Here is a 19,681-nt window from a genome sequence, read left to right as displayed (position 1 = left end):
AACGAGGAATAATTCCTTTCCCAGATCTTTCAGTTGTGGCTCCTGATTAAAATCCTACTTATAAAATCAACTGACAGCAATAACAAGCTGGATACTGCCCGTAGTCGGTGCCAGCGGTAAGGAAGGTGCTGTTAAAACCCAACCTGCAAACCCAACTGGAATGAACGCGCTGCAGGATACTGCCCATAATCAATACCATTGGTAAGCGTAGTATTTTTAGACCCGATTTCAGGATCCCATCCTTTATATTTTGTAAAAGTGAGCAGGTTCTGAGAAGACACATACACCCTAAAACTGCTGATATACCGAATCGCACCATTACGCAGTGTATACCCAATCATCAGATTCTTCAGCCTCAGGTAAGAACCATCTTCAATCCAGCGGTTAGATACCCGCAGATTCGAATTCGGATCCCCACTGATAGCACGGGGAATATCAGTATTCGTATGCTCCGGCGTCCAGGCATTCAACACCTCTGTACCCGCACCAAATAAACGAGCCATGCCTTCAAGCAGCACCCGGGTGCCATTGTAGATTTTATTGCCCTGCACCCCCTGGAAGAAAACAGAAAGGTCGAACTGGTGCCAGTTCGCATTATAGTTCAGGGAGTAAGAATAATTAGGAACATAAGATCCCAGGAATGTACGATCTGCAGATGTAATAGACCCATCCCCATTCAAATCTTTGAACCGGATATCACCAGGCGCTGTGCTCTTGGCAGGGTCAGTACCAGAAAGCTGCACAGGCCCTTTATCTACTTCAGCCTGGCTCTGGAAAATGCCATCGGTAACATAACCATAGAAGGACTGAATCGGCTGTCCAGCCACCGTACGGGTCATGTTGCCATTCCCGAAATCGGCGTCTGAGCCTGCATCTATGGTAGCATTCGGCGTGTTCAGACTAAGGATCTTATTCCTGATAAAACCGATATTAGCATTTACATTCCACCTGAAAGCACCTTTCGTTTTGTTATAGCCCAGCGCAAGGTCTACCCCTGTATTTTTCATACTGGCGGCATTGAGTTGCGACCCTGCACCACCATAACCAAAGCTGGGAGGCGTGGGAATCGTGAGGATCAGGTTGTCAGTCAAACGGCGATACCATTCTGCAGTGAAGGTGATGGTATTATCAAAGAGCCCAAGGTCCAACCCCACATTGACCTGCTTGGTCTTTTCCCATTCCAGGTCAGCACTCGCCAACTGGTTATAATAGGAAGCATTGCCGACAGAAATGGTATTGCCAAAGGGATAGGTAGCACCATTAGCCTGCACAATAGCCTGCCAGGGATATTCATTAGCCAATATAGAGTTTTGTAAAGCCGGAAAAATACCGATAGCATTCAGCCCAGTCACGCCCCAGCCACCCCGTAGTTTCAATTCGGAAACTGCGGTAACAGGTTTCATAAAACTTTCCTGGTCAATACGCCAACCGGCGGAGACTGAAGGGAAGCTCTGAAATTTCTTTCCAGGCGCCCATACAGATAAACCATCCCGACGAATAGCAGCACTCAGTAAATACTTTTCACCGAACTCGTAGTTCAGACGGCCGATGTAGGATTGGATGAGTGTGGCTGTGGTAGTAGAATAAGCGGATACGTTCGTTGCACCAACCAGTGTCTCGATGTCATTTGTACTCTGGTTCCCTGTCTGGGATTCCCCATAGTTACTGGCAGGCTGTCTTTCAAATACAGCGATGGCATTGACATGGTGCCTGCCAAAGTGTTTATCTAAAGTCAATTGTTCTGTGTAGAGTAAAGTTGTTCTGTTGGCCCGTTGATCATTGATGGACGCAACAGTGGAATTCCGGCCTTTGTCATTATAGATGGGAGTAAATTGATGCTGGAACTGGCCGGCGTAGTCTGCACCAAATACAGAGCGGAAACTGAGCCATGGAGTAAAGTTAACCTGAGCATAGACTGTACCTAAGAGTTTGAAGAGTTTACGGTGCGCATCGCCTAGTAATAGCGCATCTTCTACAGGGTTGGTGGGGTCAGCCCCATCCACGCTGTTTTCTGCATTCCGGAAACCACCCTGCGTGGTGGGATCGTACACAGGCAGATAAGGCAATGCGCGAATTACGTTTGCAAGGCGGGTCCGGTTGCCGGAGGTGTTGTCATACCGTTGATTGGAATAAGCGACAAGCAGGTTCTCTCCTACCTTAAAGACACGACTGATGTTGTGTTCTGAATTGATACGGAAGTTGCCACGCTCATAGTTGACGCCCTGTGCAATCCCGTCCTGCTTGAAGTAACCGCTGGACATGTAATAAGTAGATCTGTCATTTCCGCCGCTTACTGAAAGGTTGGACTGGGTGATTAAGCCACTTTTGAAATAGGCATCCTGCCAGTCAGTATTGGTCTGCGCATACGTCTGGGAAGTACCATCGTAAATAGGTGAATTCCAGTTCGCATCTTCAAGACGTGGCGGTTTGGAAATGCCAGCGGCACCGTTCAGGGCACGTTCGTATTGCAGATATTGCTGGGTATTGAGCAGGTCGATCTTTTTCCAGGCAGTTTGTACACCTGTGTATGTATCGAGTCTTACTTCTGCTTTGTTGCTGCGGGTACCTTTTTTAGTAGTAATAATAACGACTCCATTGGTAGCGCGGGAACCATAGATAGCTGCAGCACTGGCGTCTTTCAGGACTTCGACGGAGAGGACATCTTTGCTGTCAAAACTGGTGAGGTTGGAAGTCGGAAATCCATCGATCACGTATAAGGGATCCGAGGCATAGCTGATGGAGCTGATCCCCCTGATCCGAACGATGGGGTCTGTACCAGGAGCGCCATTATTAGTGACAGTCACACCCGGTACACGCCCCTGCAAGGCCTGCTGTACACTTGCTACGGGCAACTCATTGAGGGTCTTGCCATTGACGGAAGCGACAGAACCCGTGAGGGAGCTTTTCTTTTGCGTACCATAACCGATCACGACCATCTGATCCAGATTCTGGACGTTTGGGGCGAGGTTAATGTTGTATTGGGTACCAGGATTGACGGTGATTTCCAGGGTATTATAACCGATGAAGGTGAATACCAGGGTTTCGCCATTGGCGGCGGTGATGCTGTAAGAGCCGTCGGGCGCGGTGACGGTACCCCGGTGAGTGTTTTTGATGGCGATAGAAACACCGGCTAGAGGGTTTTTAGCATCATCTGAGACTTTTCCTTTGATGGCTTGCTGGGCTCGGGTGGTGAGCGGTAACAGGAAAAGGAGGAAGAGGGGAACACACAGGATCCTCTTCAATGCCAGTGGCAATGGGTGTTGCTTCATAACGTTTGGAGTTTAATAAAATAAAATGAGGATGCGACAACGGATCGGGCCAACCAGGGTTTTACTTCCGGCTACAGTTTTTCTAACGGGAATTGTCACATCAGATACGACGTGATGTAATTTAGGTTTTTTTTGGGTTAAATGTCGATTGGACACTATGTAATTTAAAAAATCCCGACTGGCATAGCCGGTCGGGATTTTTTAGGTTATTACCTCACATAGTGCGCTTTCAGATACTGTTTCACCGGCGTAGGCTTCCTACCCAGTAACTTCTCCAGATCCCCTGTCACCACTTCAAAATCACCTTGTTTTATCGCCGCAGCAAAACCAGTACTAATCATAATGCCCACTTCCGGCACACCAATCTCCTTCATATGCTTTTCAAAAGCAACCGGATCTACATCGGTATAACCAATGTGTTTACCAGACACTTCTGACAGCATGTCTGCCACATCTGCAAATGAATACAAATGATCGCCAGTGAGTTGATAAGTCCTGTTCTCATGACCCTTGTTCGTAATCACCACAGCCGCAGCATCAGCCAGGTCTGGCCGGTATACATAAGGTACTTTACCAGCTCCTGCCGGGTAGTGAATGCCTGTATTCAATGCCTGGTCGCCGATGTAGAAAGGAATCACCTCTGCATACAGGGTATTACGCAGGAATGTATAAGTAATACCACTTGCCCTGATATAATCTTCCGTCTGGAAGTGAGATTCCATTAGTACTTTCAGCGGACTGGTAGCTGCATCTTTCATGGTTACACCGGTGTAAACGATTTGTTTTACACCTGCTTTTTTTGCAGCGTCAACAACATTGGTATGCTCTTTCAGTCGTTCAAGAGACAAGCCGGAAATGAGGAGTACTTTATCAATCCCTTTCATCGCATTATCCAGGGAAGCGACATCATTATAATCTCCAATTCGGATATTTAGACCGAGTTTTTTGAGCTGTTCAGCTTTCTGTTCGCTTCTTACAAATGCGGCAATTTGATTGGCAGGTACTTTCTTTAACATGCTATCGATGATAGCCGATCCAAGATTTCCAGCTGCTCCGGTTATTAGAATCATATTCCAGTTTTTAAATTTATTTATCAAAATTAGCAGAAGTCAATTACAAATTGTAACCCATTACTTTATGGTAACTAGTTACTTATTTGTAACTGATTGGTAATGTTCCTATTTTTGTCTGAAAATAATAAAGCTTGAAAATGGATCTTGCACAGGTTGCGACGCCTACCCTGACACCAGAATGTCAGATGATGATTGTTGGGATTAGGGATACGCAGGAGTTGTTGGGTGGAAAATGGAAGACGGAGATTATCGGAGCGTTGTATTATGGAGGGAAAAAGCGGTTTATGGATTTGAAACGACAGTTGTCCGGAATAGCGCCGAAGGTATTGTCGAAAGAGTTGAAAGATCTGGAAATGAACCACCTGATCAGCAGAACAGTGCTGGATACAATGCCGATTACGGTGGAGTATGAACTGACAGAACAAGGGAAGAGTCTGAAAATTGTAATTGAAGCCATGGCGAAATGGGGGATCAATTACAGGAAGCAGCTGTTTGAAAAGTAGTTATTTCTTCCTTGGTCTGAAAGCCAGGGTGAAGACTAAAGAGAGAACAAGTGCTACGGTGATAACAGGAGGGATCTTAGCCCAGGTAAGCGGAGGATCGGCGATCCATCTGTAAATGATACCGACGATGATGCAAAAAATGAAGGTGGTGATAAAGGATCTCATTTTGTAAAAATAGAAAAAAAAGCGACGTTCATAAAACTTTATGCCTGTGTCAGCCATTCTAAAAACTGCGAGACCTTCTCCCGGCTTATCGTAATTCTCTCAGGAACAGGTATCGATAATGTTACTGACAACTTCCTTGATAAATAACCTGATGCATCCAGCACCGATTTTTTATGAATCAGGTATTGCCTGTTGGCACGATAGAATAAAGGTTCTGTTAGTTTAGACAGCTCCTCCATGTTCTTAGTTAAAGGATACGTCTTCTTGTCAAAAGTTGTCAGATAGACAATTCCATTTTTCAGGTAAAAGAATGCAATGGTATCTATCGCTACAGGAAAGATCTTATCCTTTTGATAGACCAATACCGACCCTGGCTCTGATGATTTACGGGTTACGAAGATTTCTTCCAATGCTTTGTAAGAAGTTCGTTTACCCGTAAAAGAGATATACTTATTGATAGCGGCAGCTACCGCCTGTTTATCAGATTGTATGTAGAGGCAGGTGCGCAAGCCGGTATGCGTATGCATGAGGATGTTGAGAATTTTTCAAAGCAGGTGGATTTTGGAGCGGCTGCTGGCGTAGGGTTTCAGAGTAAGATGGGATTAGGGTTTGGGGTAAGGTATGTAGCGGGTGTTTCTTCCGCTGGTACCGTTGGTGATTTCAGAAGCGGAGTGGCACAGGGTAGTATGTTTTACATTTTTTAATGTTTGAAAGGTGGAGGTCACTAAGACCTCCACTTATCATCTCTTAGCCGTTTGCATAAACATGACTGATCCAGTCGCGCATGATCCCGATCAGTTTACGCAATTCATCATCTGTAATAATATAAGCAGGCATCACATACATGACTTTACCAATAGGTCTCAGCCATGCCCCATTTGCCATTGCGTAGTCGCGAAAGCCGACCATCATGCTGTCTTCTTTTAGTTCAATCGCACCAATAGCTCCTACTATTCTTTTATCTGCAATTGCAGGTGATTCAATCTTCTCAAATTCATTTCGGATCACTGCATTTATCGCAGTAATACGTTCTAAATAATGGTCTTTTTCTATAATCTCTATGCTTTTTAAAGCAACGGTAGTCGCCAGCGGGTTCCCCATAAATGTAGGCCCATGCATCAGTGCCTTATCATAAGACTCACCTAAAAACCCATTAAAAACACGGGTAGTGGCCAGTGTAGCTGCATGCCCCATATACCCGGCTGTCAGTGCTTTTCCAACGATCATAATATCAGGGGTAATGCCAGCATGATCTGCTGCGAATAGTTTGCCTGTGCGGCCAAAACCGGTAGCTACTTCATCCAGCACTAAGAGTATATTATATTTATCGCATAACGCTCTCGCCGCTTTCAAATATAAAGGAGAGTAAATTCTAAACCCACCGGCACATTGTACAATAGGTTCGAGTATAAAGCAGGCAATTTCAGGCGCATGTATTTTCAACAGATCTTCCAGCTTCGAAGCTTCTTTTTGAATAGTTGCAGCATCTGCATCAAACCCACCTGCAGGTGTATCTAAAAAATATCCCCTATACAATACATCCACAAATGCATTAGAGAAATCAGAATCATCCCCCACTTCCATGGCCTTAAATGTATCGCCATGGTAGCCATTCTTCAGTGAGATGATTTTATGTTTTCCTATATGGCCCGTATTTCTCCAATACTGCAATGCCATTTTCAAGGCCACTTCCACCCCAACAGAACCGCTATCAGAATAAAACACATGATTCAATCCAGGAGGTGCAATCTCCACCAACTTATCTGCCAATGCCAATGCAGGCGGATGCGACAACCCACCCAGCATGACATGCGAAAAACTATTGATCTGTTCTATCAATGCATTATTAATGTCTGGATGATTATACCCATGGATCACCGCCCACCACGAAGAAATTCCATCTGTCAATCTGCGTCCATCTTCCAGTATCATCTCCGTGCCTTGTCCGGCCACCATTACGGGCACCTGCCCAAGATCCTTCATCTGCCTGTAGGGATACCATAATTTCATGGGCACAAATTTAATGTTTTAAAAGTATCCGGAATATGCATGAAATGTATCCGGGCATCAAAGCCGGTCATTCCGGAATGTCGCGCAAATTTAATGCTTTACCGCGTTGTTCTTCCTTTTGTTCGCAACCAGTCCGGTAGTTCGATTGATTCATCCTGGATTTATATCACAAAAGGATTAAACCATGTTGAAAGAAACAACGATGGCACTTACTATGGTAAGGCCCCTGCTGCGATTGTTGACCTGAAGGCAGCAGTCCGGTACATTCGTCATAATAAAGGGGTATTACCTGGCGATGCGGATTATATCATTTCTACAGGTGTAAGTGCGGGCGGTGCGCTACCTGGTTTGCTGGCTGCTTCTGGTAATTGCCATTTGTATGATGCGTACCTCAACGAAACAGGTGCAGCTGATGAGCCGGATAATATCTATGCCAGTGCATGTTTCTGCCCTATTACAGACTTAGAGCATGCAGATGGTGCCTATGAGTGGATGTATGGAGATAAGAATAGTGATTTTGTAAAGGAATAATTCTATCACACACAAATAAAAAAACAGAGCCCGGTATGAATACCGGGCTCATTGCTTAAACCTACAACTTCGTTACACATTTTGTAACTATCAAAAAGGTATTAATGATAAATTCAAATTAATATAAGGTGTCGTATCCACTTTGCCATCAAAGAAATAACGATTCGACTTCTCCCACCGTCCATACTGTCTGTACATCACCGGCGTCCATAACCCTGCACTCACTCCTGCCAGCAATAACTTACCCAGTTTGTATTCTACCCCCGGCCCTGTCTTCAGATCCAGCGTGCTGAAATTCGCATTTCGCGGTATATTAGGTGAGCTATAGTTGAAGAAGGATACAGAGGAGGATAAGATCGTTCCGAAGCTCGCCCAGCAATTTTTGCTCAGGGTCTTCCGTAAGGTCAATTGCTGTGGGATCGTGAAATTCAGATCAACCCCATTCGGCAACTGCTTTTGATAAACAAGCAATGGAATGACCGGTGTGATGTTGGTAGGATCAATGATCACCTGTATACCTACCATCAATGTGGTCTGCGCTGATTTTTTCAGTAAGATCATTCCATTTCCCATCACCGCATACTTATTAATACCGCCACCATCACCTGTTAAAAGGACCACACTGGCCGATGAGACAAACATACGGCCAAACAGGGAATCTACTCTGCGATAGGTGGTGGTCAGGCCTACAGTATTTTTGGATAATGAAGATTCCGTAATATCCAGGCCCTTTATATCAGAAAGCTGATAATTCGTACGCGCATAGAGGATAGTTGCCGTCACCATGCCACTCTTCCCCCAATTCTTAACCGGGAGATTTAGCAGTGCTTCTGTACGTTGCTGTCCAAAATCGCTGCTCAATATGTTCTTCCCTTTTAAGTTCCCTTCCAGTTGCCCCCTGCTGATGAACGTCGTAGAGATCATTGCAGGGCGCATGCCTGGACTTTTAAGCAGGAGATCTACGATATAGGCCTTTTTCAATTGGACCTTCGCCAGCGAATCCTGCACTTTTGCAAAGCGTGCGGATGAGTCGTGTGCTCTTGCAGTGGGTGCAAGTGAATCCTGAGCACTTGTAAAGCGCGTGAGTGAGTCCTGCGCCCTTGCAAAGCGTGGAGGTGGATCCTGTGCACTTGCAGTGCGCGCAGGTGAGTCCTGCACTTTTGCAGTGCGTGCCAGTGAATCCTGTGCACTTGCTGCTATCAGGAACGCCAGTGCACAGAACAATGTACTACTAATGAGCTTCATGGTACGCGGGTTGCTTTTTCTTTTGTAAACGTATTTTAAGTTTATCAATGATCAGGTACATCGCCGGTACTACAAACAACGTCAGGATCATAGAACTCGTCAAACCACCAATGATCACCCACGCCATCCCGTTCTTGACCTCAGAACCCGCTCCCGTGGCCAACGCAATCGGCAACATACCAAAGATCATCGCCAGAGTCGTCATCAGGATCGGACGTAAACGCTCCTCTCCTGCTTCTACCAGTGCATCTTCTACTTTAGCACCCTTCTCTTTCAAATGATTGGTAAAGTCCACGATCAGGATCGCATTCTTTGACACGAGACCTAACAACATGATCACACCAATAATAGAGAAGATATTCAGCGTCTCCATACTCAGTGCCAGTGCCAGCAGTGCACCGACCAATGCCACCGGAATAGAAAACAATACTACGAATGGATAGATCACACTTTCATACAGCGCCACCATGATCAGGTATACCAACAGGATCGCTGTGATCAATGCCAGTCCCAGACTTCCAAAAGCATCGCCCTGGTTCTTTACGTCACCGAGGTATTCAATGGACACGCCTTCGGGTAGTTTTACGCTGGCTACTTTTTCTTTGATCTCTGTCGCCACTGTACCTGTCGGCCTGCCTGCCACGTTTGCATTCACCGTGATAGAGTTGAGCCGGTCACTGCGTTCCAGCACACTTTCACCTATTCCTTCTTTTATTTCGGCGAACTGACTCATCACAAATGTTTGCCCATCATTATTCGTAAATGAAAGATTTCTTACATTATTGATATCTGATCTGTTAAAGCGATCCAGGCTTACAAGAATGTCGTATTCATTGCCTGATTGCTTGAATTTACTCTTATCGTTTCCACTGAATGCATTCTGCAAAGCACCCCCTACCTGGCTGGCATTGAGCCCTAACAAGGTCATTTTCTCTCTATCCAATTTCACTTCTATCTGTGGCTTCGGGTCTTTTACTGAGAGCTGTACGAACTGTGTACCCGGCACACCCGCTGTAATCTTCATGTATTGCTCCGCCACACTCCGCACGTCTTTCAGGTTCACACCTTTCACGGCAATCTGGATGGGTGCTGTGCTGGCATTGCCCGTGATAGAAGTCGGTGATGCCGTTACCTTCACACCAGGGACGCTGGCAGTCAACTCACGCTGCATCATGATACCGAATTCCTCCGCTGTCATGTCTCGTTTCTTTGCATCTACAAGCGTCACGGTCAGCTCCGCCTTATTACTGTTATTACCTGTACCCGCCACACCACCTGTCAGGAAGCCGATACTGGAAAAGACCTTGTCTACTTCCGGTCTGGCAAGGATGTGTTTCTCCACTTGTTGTGTCAGCATATTTGTCTGGTAAATAGACGCATCCGGAGCCAATTCCAGGTTGATCATCAGCTCCCCCTGGTCTCCTGAAGGGATGAAAGCAGCGCCTACAAATCCTTTGACAACCAGCATAATAGAACCTATAATCAGAATGATCACACCGGATAACAGGTATCGTTTTTTATGCAGACTTACCTTCAATAATTTACCATAGTTTTCTTTGATCACATCAATAATATGTTCGAATCCCAGGTTGAGTCTACCCCACCAGGTATCTTTAGTAAGATGTTCCAATCTGCCGAAACGGCTGGCTAACATAGGCGTTACCGTGAAGGATACGAACAGGCTCATTAAGGTAGATATCACCACGACTAATGAAAACTCTCTTAAGATCATACCGATGATCCCACCGGCCATAGCCAGTGGCAGGAACACCACCACATCCACCAGTGTGATCGCCATGGCTGTAAAGCCAATTTCATTACGACCATCAAGGGCAGCCTGTTTCCGATCCGTTCCTGCTTCCAGGTGTCGATAAATGTTTTCCAGCACCACAATGGAGTCATCCACCAGAATCCCCACCACCAGCGAGAGCGCCATCAGCGTCATCAGGTTCAGCGAGAAGCCCAGCAGATACATGGCGATAAATGTAGGAATCATAGAAGATGGCAATGCCACCATCACAAACATAGAACTACGGAAGCTATGCAGGAAAGCCAGCATCACAACTCCTACGATGATCACCGCCAGCACTAAGTCTTCCATTACAGCATCCGCAGAGCGAAGGGTGTAGGTAGACTGGTCTGAGGATATCGTGAATTTTACTTTGCTGTCTTTATACTGTTGTTCAAGATTGGCAAATGCTTTCTTTACATCACGGCTTACATTCACGGCATTTGCATCTGATTGCTTCACGATCTGAATACCAATAGAAGGAAGCCCATTGATGTGGTTGATAGCCGTCGCTTTGGCAGTAGCATCCACAACTTCAGCTACATCTTTTAAAAATACGCTGCCGCCACCCGGACGTTGTACCACGATCAGCTCACTGATCTGTGACACTGAAGTCACGTTCGCATCATACTGGATGGTCACCTGCTGGTTCAGTGTCTCAATACTACCTGCAGGGAATGACTGGTTCGCATTGTTCACGGCATCTGTCACCTGCGTGATAGTGATACCGTAGGCATTGAGTTTACCCTGATCTACGTTTACCTGTATCTCACGTTCATCACCACCGATGATGTTTACCTGTCCTACACCGGATACGTTTTGTAAGATGGGGCGCAGTTGCTTATCGACCAGGTCATACAATGCACGGGGAGCGAGTGTAGAAGTAACACCGGCCTTCACCACCGGCGCTTCTTCCAGGTTTACTTTATTTACCAAAGGTTTATCGATATCCTTTGACAGGTCATTCTGTGCCTGATCTGCTTTACGCTGGATATCTGCTTCTGCTCTGTCGATGTTGGTACCACTCTTGAAGGTAATGACTACCTGTGATACACCTTCCTGTGATTTGGAGGTGATCTTATCCAGACCTTCTACAGAAGCAAAGGCATCTTCCAGTTTCTTTGTCACGGATGTTTCCACTTCAGAAGCGGAGGCCCCTGCATAGACTGTGCTCACTGTTACAGTAGGCACTTCCATCTTGGGCAGCAGGTTATAATTCAGGCTATGATAACATTCCAGTCCGAAAAGTATCAGCACCGTAAATATTACAAGTATTAATAGAGGCCGTTTTACGGCAATTTCTGCTATTGACATGAGGGTGCTTTTTTATTTTGACACACTGACTGGAGTACCATCTTTCAGGTTGATCTGACCGGAAGTAACGACGGAGTCACCTGCCTGCAAACCTCTGATCACCTGCATCAAACCTCCCATTTCAGTACCGGTCTGGATGATCTGCTGATGTACTACATTATTCTTCACTACATATACAGAAGCGTTCTTCACGCTCTCTGTCAGGGCTTCTCTCGGGATCACCAGGAATTGTTCCTGTGTCTTCCTCGAGAAGTCGGCGTATACGAATGTACCGGAGCGGAGGATGGACTGTGTGGCATTGTCCGTCATGATCTCTACCAGGTAGTTGTGTGTCTGATCGGCCTGTGGGCTGATAAAACTGATGGTACCGGAGAATTCCTTACCGGGATACACATCAGCGGTGATCTTTACTTTCTGCCCGTTTGTTACTTTGTAGACTTCTGCTTCTGTCAGGTTCACCTGTACTTTTGCTTTGTTCAGGTTTACGATAGTGGCGATCTCCGTACCTGCATTTACAAATACCCCCTGTTCTACCGGTTTAGCGCTGATGATCCCACTGGTAGGTGCTTTGATGGCGGCATCCGCGAGTTTCTTCCGGGCCTGGTCTACCTGGTTCAGGGCAGTCTGGTAGTTATTTTTTATTTCATTTACCTTCTCCTGTGTGGCGGCTTTTCCTTTCAGAAGTTCGGTGTAGGTATCGAGGTCATTACGGAGCTTAGCGGCATCTGTTTCTGCTTTTTGTAATTCCAGCTGTGCCTGTCGTGTATCCGTAATAGCGAGTACCTGTTCTTGTTTTACCTGGTCTCCCAGTTCAAAGCGCACCTGTGTAAGGGTACCGCCGCTCATGGCTACGACCTTTGCTTCTTTGAACGGTGCAATGTTACCGGTCTTTACAATGTTGATTTCGAGCAACTGTTCCTTTGCAACGGCTACCTTTACAGGTATCTGTACCTGGGTCACAGGTGCCTGCTTATTTTTTTCGTTCAGCTTTTTCTTATTGACAGCCAGTTTGTAAACGATCAATCCGATGATCAGGATAATGACTAAACTTACGATGTACTTCGTTTTCATATTGCTATTTATAGAGCCAGGTAAAAGGTCTTGAGTGATCCACCCGCTTTTTCGAGATCGATACGGGCGAGGAAGAAATTATATACGGAGCTCAGGTAATTGTTCTGCGCTTCTTTCAGTGAGTTCTGGGCATTGAGCCAATCGGTCATGTCCGTGGTACCTTTCTGGTATTGCAGATTGGTAGTGGTGAACACAGATTGCGCCAGTTCTATATTGCGCCGGTTATTGTCCATATTGCCCTGCTCCTGTATTACTTTGGTGCGGGCATTCTGGTATTCCATTGCGTATTTACCTTCGTCTATTTTTAATTGTTCGATTGCATTCAGGTGTTTGTATTTTGCCTGTGACGATTGCGCATTGCGCTTATAGAAATCGAGAATGGGAATACTGAGTTTGATACCTATGGCGGAATAAGTAGCCAGTGATTTGAAAGACTCATTCAGGTTATCGCCATAACCAACTGCACCATAACGGGCATATGCGGTGAGTCGTGGATAGATACCATTGCGGAGGCGCTGCTCATCTATGGCCAGCATTTTCTCATTGACCTGTGATATACGGAAATCCAGGCGGTTCGCAGCTGAAAAGGTATTCGCATCTGGCGCGGCGATAGCCAGGTTATTAAAGGCTTTAGCAGCTTCCACACTGTCTACAGTGATCGTATCAGTGAGCGGAAATCCCATTTCATATTTGAGCTGATTGTAAGATAAAGTAAGGTTACTTTCTGCAACGTGTATTTTAGACACGGTATTGTTGTAGTCAACGGTTACTTTGTCCAGTTCTTTCTGCAATACGGTGCCTCTGTTTACCTGCTGACTGGTGATGTCCATCTGTTCGTGGTAGTTGTCCAGATTCGTATGCAGGAGAGATAGCTGTTCCCTGTACACGAAGATCTGTGCAAAAGCACTGCTGATATTGTATATGATGGTCTCGTTATTCTGCTGCACATTCAGGTCGGCAGATTCCCTGTTATATTTATTCGCCTTGAGACCGGTGAGCAAAGACTGATCGAAAATGGTTTGATCCAGTTGTGCTACAGGGTTAGTATTGAATTTCTTGGTAAATGCAACACGAATATCGTGGTCGCCGAATATACCGGCAGGAATCACGGTTTCCTGTACTTTCAGGTTGTCGTCGATAGAGCCTGAGATACTAACACTGGGCAGGTAAGCGGCCAGTGCTTCGCGGGCTTTGGCATCTGCAGCTTTTTTATCATTGGCATACACAACATTGCTACGGTGGTTTTTCAAACCGTATTCAATGCAGCTCTTGAGTGTCCAGTTGTTCTGGGCATAAGAGGCACCATTGATTAGCAATAATCCTGCAATAAGTAGTTTTTTCTTCATCATATAACTATGCAATGAGACAAAACTACCGACTACATTTGCGCCATTTATTTAAATATGAATGAAAAGCGCAAATAGGGAAATGAAGTGAGCAAAAATGGAAATGAAGTGTCACTGCTCTATCCAGCGTAAAAAGTCCTGTGCCTTAAGGCGGCTTACGATAATCTTTTCCGGGGTTTTACAGTTCGTCTTGATTATCAATCTCCGGTTGAAGTAATGTTCAATATCCGTGATACTTTCCCTGTGTAATATAAATTGGCGGTTGGCCCTGAAGAAGTCATTGCGGTTCAGCATGTTCTCCAGTTGGTCGATGGTGTACTGGATCGTGTAATCCTGATCGTTGCGGGTATGGAGGGTGACCACACCATTGGCGGCATGTATATAGGCAAGATCGGTTACCTTGACGGGCACCATTTTCTCCCTGTAATGTACGAGGATGGTATGGCGGTAGGCATTTTCCATTTGGGTCATGGCCTTCGTCAGACTTTGCTGGTAGGTATTGTAATGGTCTTTGATACGATGAAATTTCTTCAGACTCCTTTCTACCTGGGCTTCTTCCAGTGGTTTTAGCAGATAGTCGATACTATTGGATTCAAAAGCCTGAATGGCATACTGGTCAAAGGCGGTACAGAAAATGATTGGCGCATTCACTGATACTTCGCGATAGATTTCAAAACATAGGCCATCGCCCAACTGGATATCTGAAAATATCAGGTCAGGTGCAGGGTTTTCCCTGAACCAACGGATGGCAGCCACTACAGAGGGCAATACCTGCAGAACGCGGATTTCGCTGTCGATATTGGTGAGGATGTCTTGTAATTCTCTGGCTGTTTTCCGCTCGTCTTCAATGATAATAACGTTCATGGCTAATGACTGGTAGATGTACAGTAAAACTTTCGTCGGTGTTGTCGATGGTAATTTGTTTATCGAACAATAACAGGAAGCGTTCGTTGATATTCTGCAAACCTAATTTGGTACTCTCTACGGGGTACTTTTTGGGCTGGCGGATATTTTTGACTGTGACTGTTTCATTTTCAATAAAGATCTCTATCAGCAAAGGTGTTTCCGGGGAGAGCGCATTGTGCTTAATGGCATTTTCTATTAAGAGCTGAATGGCTAAAGGTGGTATCAGGTAATTGTGATACTGCTCAGGAATATTGATCTGTACTTTCAGATCACCTTCGAAACGCTGATAGAGAATGTATAAATAAGAGTCGATAAAGTTCAGTTCATCAACGAGCTTCGTGATCTGGTGTTCATTGATGTTCAGCAGGTAACGATATACGTGGGATAGCTGCACCACAAAGTCCTTGGTGTCTTTATCATGAGCGATGTGCTTGAGCGTACTGAGAGAATTGAACAGGAAATGAGGGCTGATCTGTTGTTGTAAGGAGAGCAGCTGTGCACGGAGGTGAGCCTGCTTAAGATGCTCATTTTCAAGTTGTGTTTTTTGCAGCACGATGTTGACAGCCAGCGAGCTCCATACGATGTGACAAAACATACTGATAAAAAATGCACCGATGATGATGCGTAAAAAATCGGCATACGTATGATGAAATACCATGTCCTGAAATAAAAACCTGCTCGGAATTATAATTACTGAAAGGTAATTGAGACAAAATGCCACCAGCATGGCGGCGGCTATCCGGACAATGGGACGGAGTTGTTTGCTGACTCCTTTGGGCTCGTGTAACCTGAGAAACCCGTGTACCATCCAGCAGGCGAATGTAGTAATGGTAATCATGGAAAAGTACTCCAGGAACGTCCGGATATTGTGGAAGTTAAAATCCTTTAATCTCATCAGGACTGTTCCGCCGCCGAGGATGAAAATCATGATGAAACACCATTTTAACTGGTATGAGTGTGACATCTGCAAATGTACATACAAATTAAAATTACAGGGAAATTAAGGGGTTAAAATGCGCATAATGGGACTTGAAATGAACAAGGAGGAGATATGAAATGGAAAAACCCTGCCGAAGGCGATCGGCAGGTATTATGACGGTTGGCCAACTGCAATTACTCATGCGTTTTGTTATACTGTTCTTCCGTTACCTGTTCCATCCAATCTACGGGGGAACCATTTAGTTTTTCCTGTATGGCGATGTGGCTCATGCCAGTGGTGGCAGTAGCGCCGTGCCAGTGTTTTTCACCGGGGGTAAACCACACGACATCGCCAGGGTGAATTTCCTCCCGGGGGCCGCCTTCCTTTTGTACCCAACCACTGCCAGCGGTGACGATCAGGGTCTGTCCTAAGGGGTGAGTATGCCAGGCCGTACGGGCGCCGGGTTCAAAAGTGACCAGGGCCATGGCTACGCGGGCCGGATCGGGAGGATTATTTAAAGGATCAATTCTAACAGACCCAGTGAAGTACTCGGCGGGGCCTTTTCCTGATGGCTGAGTGCCGGTTCTGATTATTTCCATGACTATTCTAACAAGTTTTCTTGCCACAAAGTTATGGCGTGTTTTTGGGAGGGGATTAACGATATTCAAATAGAAGCTTAAGAAAATCAAATAATCTGCTCTATTTTGTAAAATTCCTCCCCTATAGAACTTTAATCATTTGTTTAAATCAATATTTTAACTTTACCTTTGTACAATCATGGAAGAGAAGAGCATTTCAACGGAAGAAAAGATTAAAGCCGCCGCCAGGACTATTTTCACCAGAAAAGGGTATGCCGCTACCAAGACCCGTGACATTGCAGAAGAGGCTGGGATGAACCTGGCCCTGTTGAATTATTACTTCCGTAGTAAGGAAAAGCTGTTTTCAATTGTGATGGCTGAAAACCTGAAAAAGCTGTTTGGCATACTGGCGCCGACCCTGAATGATAAAAGTAAATCGCTGGATGAGAAGATTGCTTATATCGCCACCAGTTATATCGATATGCTTTTTCTGAATCCGGACCTGCCTTTATTTGTGCTGAGTGAATTGAGGCAAAACCCTGTCTGGCTGCGGGAGACGCTGAATGTAGATGCCTATGTGATCGGGTCCCACTTTATGCAGCAGTTACAGGAGAAAAAGAAAGATATCAATCCGATACATTTCCTGATGTCGTTTTTGGGGATGCTGATCTTTCCATTTGCCGCCCGGCCCATACTGCAGGGAACCGCAGCATTAACTGATGAACAGTATAATCAGTTAATGGAAGAACGTAAGAAGCTGATTCCCATCTGGCTGAAATGCATGCTTGAATAAGCTGCATTTTTTTTGCCCACGCCTTAATCATTTGATTAAACAATATGTTTAAATATGAAATACTACGTCCTGCTACTATTATTTTCGTTGTCTGCCAGGGGGCAACTCACCTTGCCGGAATGCCACCGGCTGGCGGAACAGCATTATCCGCTGACGAAAAGATATGACCTGATCAGCAAATCGGCGGCGTACACGATTGACAACCTGAAAAAGGGATACCTGCCGCAGTTTTCCCTGAATGCACAGGCCACTTACCAATCTGCCGTGACGCAGATACCGATCAGCATTCCGGGGGTGAACATACCAGCCTTGAACAAGGACCAGTATAAGGCCACGGCGCAACTGGACCAGGTGATTTATGATGGAGGTGAAATTGCGAAACAGCAGGAGCTGCAAAAGAGCAATGAAGCCGTGTCAAGGCAGCAGTTGCAGGCAGATCTGTATGCGCTCAAAGACAGAATTAACCAGCTGTATTTTGGGATTCTGCTGGCGGATGAACAGTTGAAACAAAATGACCTGATGCTGGCAGACCTGCAACTGGGGTTGAAGAAAACACAGGCAGCGCTGGATAATGGGACGGCTTTTCGGAGTAATGCAGATCTGATCAATGCAGAAATACTGGCTACCCAGCAACATAATATTGAAATTGCCAGTAGCCGCGAGGCTTATGCTAACATGCTCTCTTTATTTATTGGTGCTCCGGTCACCTCGTTGGAGAAACCAGCTTCTTTATCGCTCAACGATAGCATTCATCGTCCGGAATTATTATCCTTTGATGCGCAACAGAGATCTTTACTGCTACAGGATCAGCTATTGACGGTAGGTACCCGGCCCAAGGTTGGTTTCTATATTCAGGGGGGATATGGCCGACCAGGATTGAATATGCTGGACAATAGTTTTCGGGCTTACTATCTCGGAGGTATTCGCTTCAGCTGGTCTCCTTCAGCCTTTTACACCCTGAAGAAAAAGAGAGCGCAGATCGTCGTAAACCAGCAGGAAATAGCGGTACAAAAAGAAACCTTCTTGTTTAACACAGCTATGACTGTACAACAGGAATCTGCGGCAGTGAACAAATACCAGCAATTAATGACGTCTGACGATGCAATTATCAAATTGCGTTCACAGGTCAAAACTGCGGCTATCGCCCAATTGGAGAATGGCGTGATCACCGGCAATGACTTTCTGAAAGAAGTAAATGATGAAAATCTGGCCAGACAAAATAAGTCCCTCCACGAAATGCAATGGCTGCTCTCACAATATAATCAACAAACTACTACAGGTAATCTATGAAAAAGCATCTAATCATACTCATACTCGTCGCTGCTACCCTCTCAGCTTGTAATAAAAAAGAAGCAGCATACGACGCATCCGGAACTTTCGAAGCAGTGGAAACGATTGTATCTGCAGAGGCTTCCGGCAATATCAAATCACTGGATGTTGAAGAAGGACAAGTGCTGAAAGCCGGTCAGGTAGTGGGTTATATCGACAGCATTCAACTCATACTGAAAAAGAAACAATTACAGGCACAGATCAGTGCAGTACTGAGCGGCCGTCCGGATATCTCTGCACAAACTGCCGCTTTGCAGGAACAACTGAGACAGGCAGAAAGAGAAAGAGATCGTACGGAGAATTTACTCAAAGCAGATGCTGCGACCCGCAAACAACTGGATGATGCAGTTTCACAGGTAGCTATTGTGAAAAAACAAATCGCCGCGACACAGTCTTCTCTCGGTATTACGACTACCAACCTAAAAGATCAGGCAGCCCCTTTACAGGCACAGATCCAACAAATCGATGATCAACTGGATAAATGCAGACTAACAAATCCTATTGATGGCACTGTCCTTACCAAGTATGCAGAAGCAGGCGAAGTAACGAGTCCCGGCAAGGCCGTATACAAGATCGCTGCTTTGAATACCATCATTTTAAGAGCTTACCTGAAGGGGGATCAGCTGTCTCTTGTAAAACCTGGTCAACAGGTGAAAGTATTGGTTGATAACATGAAGGATCAAACAGGCACCATCGAATGGATCAGTAATAAAGCAGAGTTCACCCCTAAGACGATTCAGACAAAAGAAGAAAGAGCCAACCTCGTATATGCCCTCAAAGTGCGCGTGCATAATGACGGGTTTCTGAAAATAGGGATGTACGGAGAGATAAAATTATAAC

Annotated in this window: 18 protein-coding genes; 6 read left to right on the top strand and 12 right to left on the bottom strand. The window is 45.5% G+C overall.

The genetic code is table 11. From position 1 onward, the window contains the following. Nucleotides 1-131: 131 nt before the first annotated feature. Both BW716_RS13820 and BW716_RS13815 read right to left on the bottom strand, forming a co-directional pair. Nucleotides 132-3,269, bottom strand: coding sequence for a TonB-dependent receptor (locus BW716_RS13820; protein WP_083723156.1), 3,138 nt, complete (start codon nucleotides 3,267-3,269; stop codon nucleotides 132-134). A gap of 209 nt (nucleotides 3,270-3,478) precedes the next feature. Further along, nucleotides 3,479-4,339: an SDR family oxidoreductase gene (locus BW716_RS13815; RefSeq protein ID WP_083723238.1), complete on the bottom strand. Its 861-nt coding sequence runs from the start codon at nucleotides 4,337-4,339 to the stop codon at nucleotides 3,479-3,481. Nucleotides 4,340-4,479: 140 nt separating this feature from the next. Between BW716_RS13815 and BW716_RS13810 the strand changes: the two genes are divergently transcribed. Then, nucleotides 4,480-4,845, top strand: a complete 366-nt coding sequence (locus BW716_RS13810; RefSeq protein WP_083723155.1) for a helix-turn-helix domain-containing protein — start codon at nucleotides 4,480-4,482, stop codon at nucleotides 4,843-4,845. Here the strand turns inward: BW716_RS13810 and BW716_RS36760 are convergent, their stop codons facing one another. Next, nucleotides 4,846-5,010, bottom strand: coding sequence for a hypothetical protein (locus BW716_RS36760; RefSeq protein ID WP_179091125.1), 165 nt, complete (start codon nucleotides 5,008-5,010; stop codon nucleotides 4,846-4,848). A gap of 38 nt (nucleotides 5,011-5,048) precedes the next feature. Then, nucleotides 5,049-5,537: a LytTR family DNA-binding domain-containing protein gene (locus BW716_RS13800; RefSeq protein WP_083723153.1), complete on the bottom strand. Its 489-nt coding sequence runs from the start codon at nucleotides 5,535-5,537 to the stop codon at nucleotides 5,049-5,051. Between BW716_RS13800 and BW716_RS13795 the strand changes: the two genes are divergently transcribed. Further along, on the top strand, nucleotides 5,532-5,714 hold the full coding sequence (locus BW716_RS13795; protein WP_083723152.1) for a hypothetical protein: 183 nt from the start codon (nucleotides 5,532-5,534) through the stop codon (nucleotides 5,712-5,714). The genes BW716_RS13800 and BW716_RS13795 overlap by 6 nt on opposite strands. Nucleotides 5,715-5,757: 43 nt before the next feature. On the opposite strand, the gene bioA is transcribed toward BW716_RS13795, so the two are convergent. Then, nucleotides 5,758-7,020, bottom strand: coding sequence for an adenosylmethionine--8-amino-7-oxononanoate transaminase (bioA, locus tag BW716_RS13790; protein WP_083723151.1), 1,263 nt, complete (start codon nucleotides 7,018-7,020; stop codon nucleotides 5,758-5,760). A 39-nt stretch (nucleotides 7,021-7,059) separates the two neighbouring features. On the opposite strand from bioA, the gene BW716_RS13785 reads away from it, so the two are divergent. Beyond that, entirely contained in the window at nucleotides 7,060-7,551 is a 492-nt protein-coding gene (locus BW716_RS13785; RefSeq protein WP_143708847.1) for a hypothetical protein, read from the top strand. Between the two features lie 90 nt (nucleotides 7,552-7,641). Here the strand turns inward: BW716_RS13785 and BW716_RS13780 are convergent, their stop codons facing one another. The 7 genes from BW716_RS13780 to BW716_RS13750 all read right to left on the bottom strand — a co-directional run bounded on the left by BW716_RS13780 (nucleotide 7,642) and on the right by BW716_RS13750 (nucleotide 16,740). Beyond that, complete coding sequence (locus BW716_RS13780) at nucleotides 7,642-8,796, bottom strand: hypothetical protein (protein ID WP_083723149.1); 1,155 nt, start codon at nucleotides 8,794-8,796, stop codon at nucleotides 7,642-7,644. Continuing rightward, nucleotides 8,783-11,899 carry an efflux RND transporter permease subunit gene (locus BW716_RS13775; protein WP_083723148.1) on the bottom strand — a complete coding sequence of 1,039 codons (3,117 nt, stop codon included), beginning with the start codon at nucleotides 11,897-11,899 and terminating at the stop codon, nucleotides 8,783-8,785. Before BW716_RS13775 ends, BW716_RS13780 begins: the two co-directional genes overlap by 14 nt. Nucleotides 11,900-11,911: 12 nt before the next feature. After that, a complete protein-coding gene (locus tag BW716_RS13770) occupies nucleotides 11,912-12,970 on the bottom strand; it encodes an efflux RND transporter periplasmic adaptor subunit (RefSeq protein ID WP_083723147.1) in 1,059 nt (352 codons plus the stop codon). A gap of 8 nt (nucleotides 12,971-12,978) precedes the next feature. After that, entirely contained in the window at nucleotides 12,979-14,319 is a 1,341-nt protein-coding gene (locus BW716_RS13765; protein WP_235643688.1) for a TolC family protein, read from the bottom strand. Between the two features lie 108 nt (nucleotides 14,320-14,427). Then, complete coding sequence (locus BW716_RS13760; RefSeq protein ID WP_083723146.1) at nucleotides 14,428-15,180, bottom strand: LytTR family DNA-binding domain-containing protein; 753 nt, start codon at nucleotides 15,178-15,180, stop codon at nucleotides 14,428-14,430. Further along, nucleotides 15,161-16,150 (bottom strand): sensor histidine kinase, encoded by a 990-nt coding sequence (locus tag BW716_RS13755; protein WP_179091124.1) that lies wholly within the window; start codon nucleotides 16,148-16,150, stop codon nucleotides 15,161-15,163. The genes BW716_RS13760 and BW716_RS13755 overlap by 20 nt, the downstream gene beginning before the upstream one ends. Before the next feature lie 185 nt (nucleotides 16,151-16,335). Continuing rightward, on the bottom strand, nucleotides 16,336-16,740 hold the full coding sequence (locus tag BW716_RS13750) for a cupin domain-containing protein (protein WP_083723144.1): 405 nt from the start codon (nucleotides 16,738-16,740) through the stop codon (nucleotides 16,336-16,338). A gap of 178 nt (nucleotides 16,741-16,918) precedes the next feature. Between BW716_RS13750 and BW716_RS13745 the strand changes: the two genes are divergently transcribed. From BW716_RS13745 to BW716_RS13735, 3 genes are read left to right on the top strand one after another with little or no spacing between them, the layout of a single operon-like run. Continuing rightward, on the top strand, nucleotides 16,919-17,512 hold the full coding sequence (locus BW716_RS13745) for a TetR/AcrR family transcriptional regulator (RefSeq protein ID WP_083723143.1): 594 nt from the start codon (nucleotides 16,919-16,921) through the stop codon (nucleotides 17,510-17,512). A 54-nt stretch (nucleotides 17,513-17,566) separates the two neighbouring features. Beyond that, complete coding sequence (locus BW716_RS13740; protein ID WP_083723142.1) at nucleotides 17,567-18,802, top strand: TolC family protein; 1,236 nt, start codon at nucleotides 17,567-17,569, stop codon at nucleotides 18,800-18,802. Beyond that, on the top strand, nucleotides 18,799-19,680 hold the full coding sequence (locus tag BW716_RS13735) for an HlyD family secretion protein (RefSeq protein WP_083723141.1): 882 nt from the start codon (nucleotides 18,799-18,801) through the stop codon (nucleotides 19,678-19,680). The genes BW716_RS13740 and BW716_RS13735 overlap by 4 nt, the downstream gene beginning before the upstream one ends. Nucleotide 19,681: the final 1 nt, after the last annotated feature.

Origin of the sequence: [Flexibacter] sp. ATCC 35208 (genome assembly GCF_001975825.1) — a bacterium.
Classification (GTDB): Bacteria; Bacteroidota; Bacteroidia; order Chitinophagales; family Chitinophagaceae; genus Chitinophaga.
Note: the sequence above shows the minus strand (reverse complement) of the source record. Positions and strands in the feature narration are given on the sequence as shown.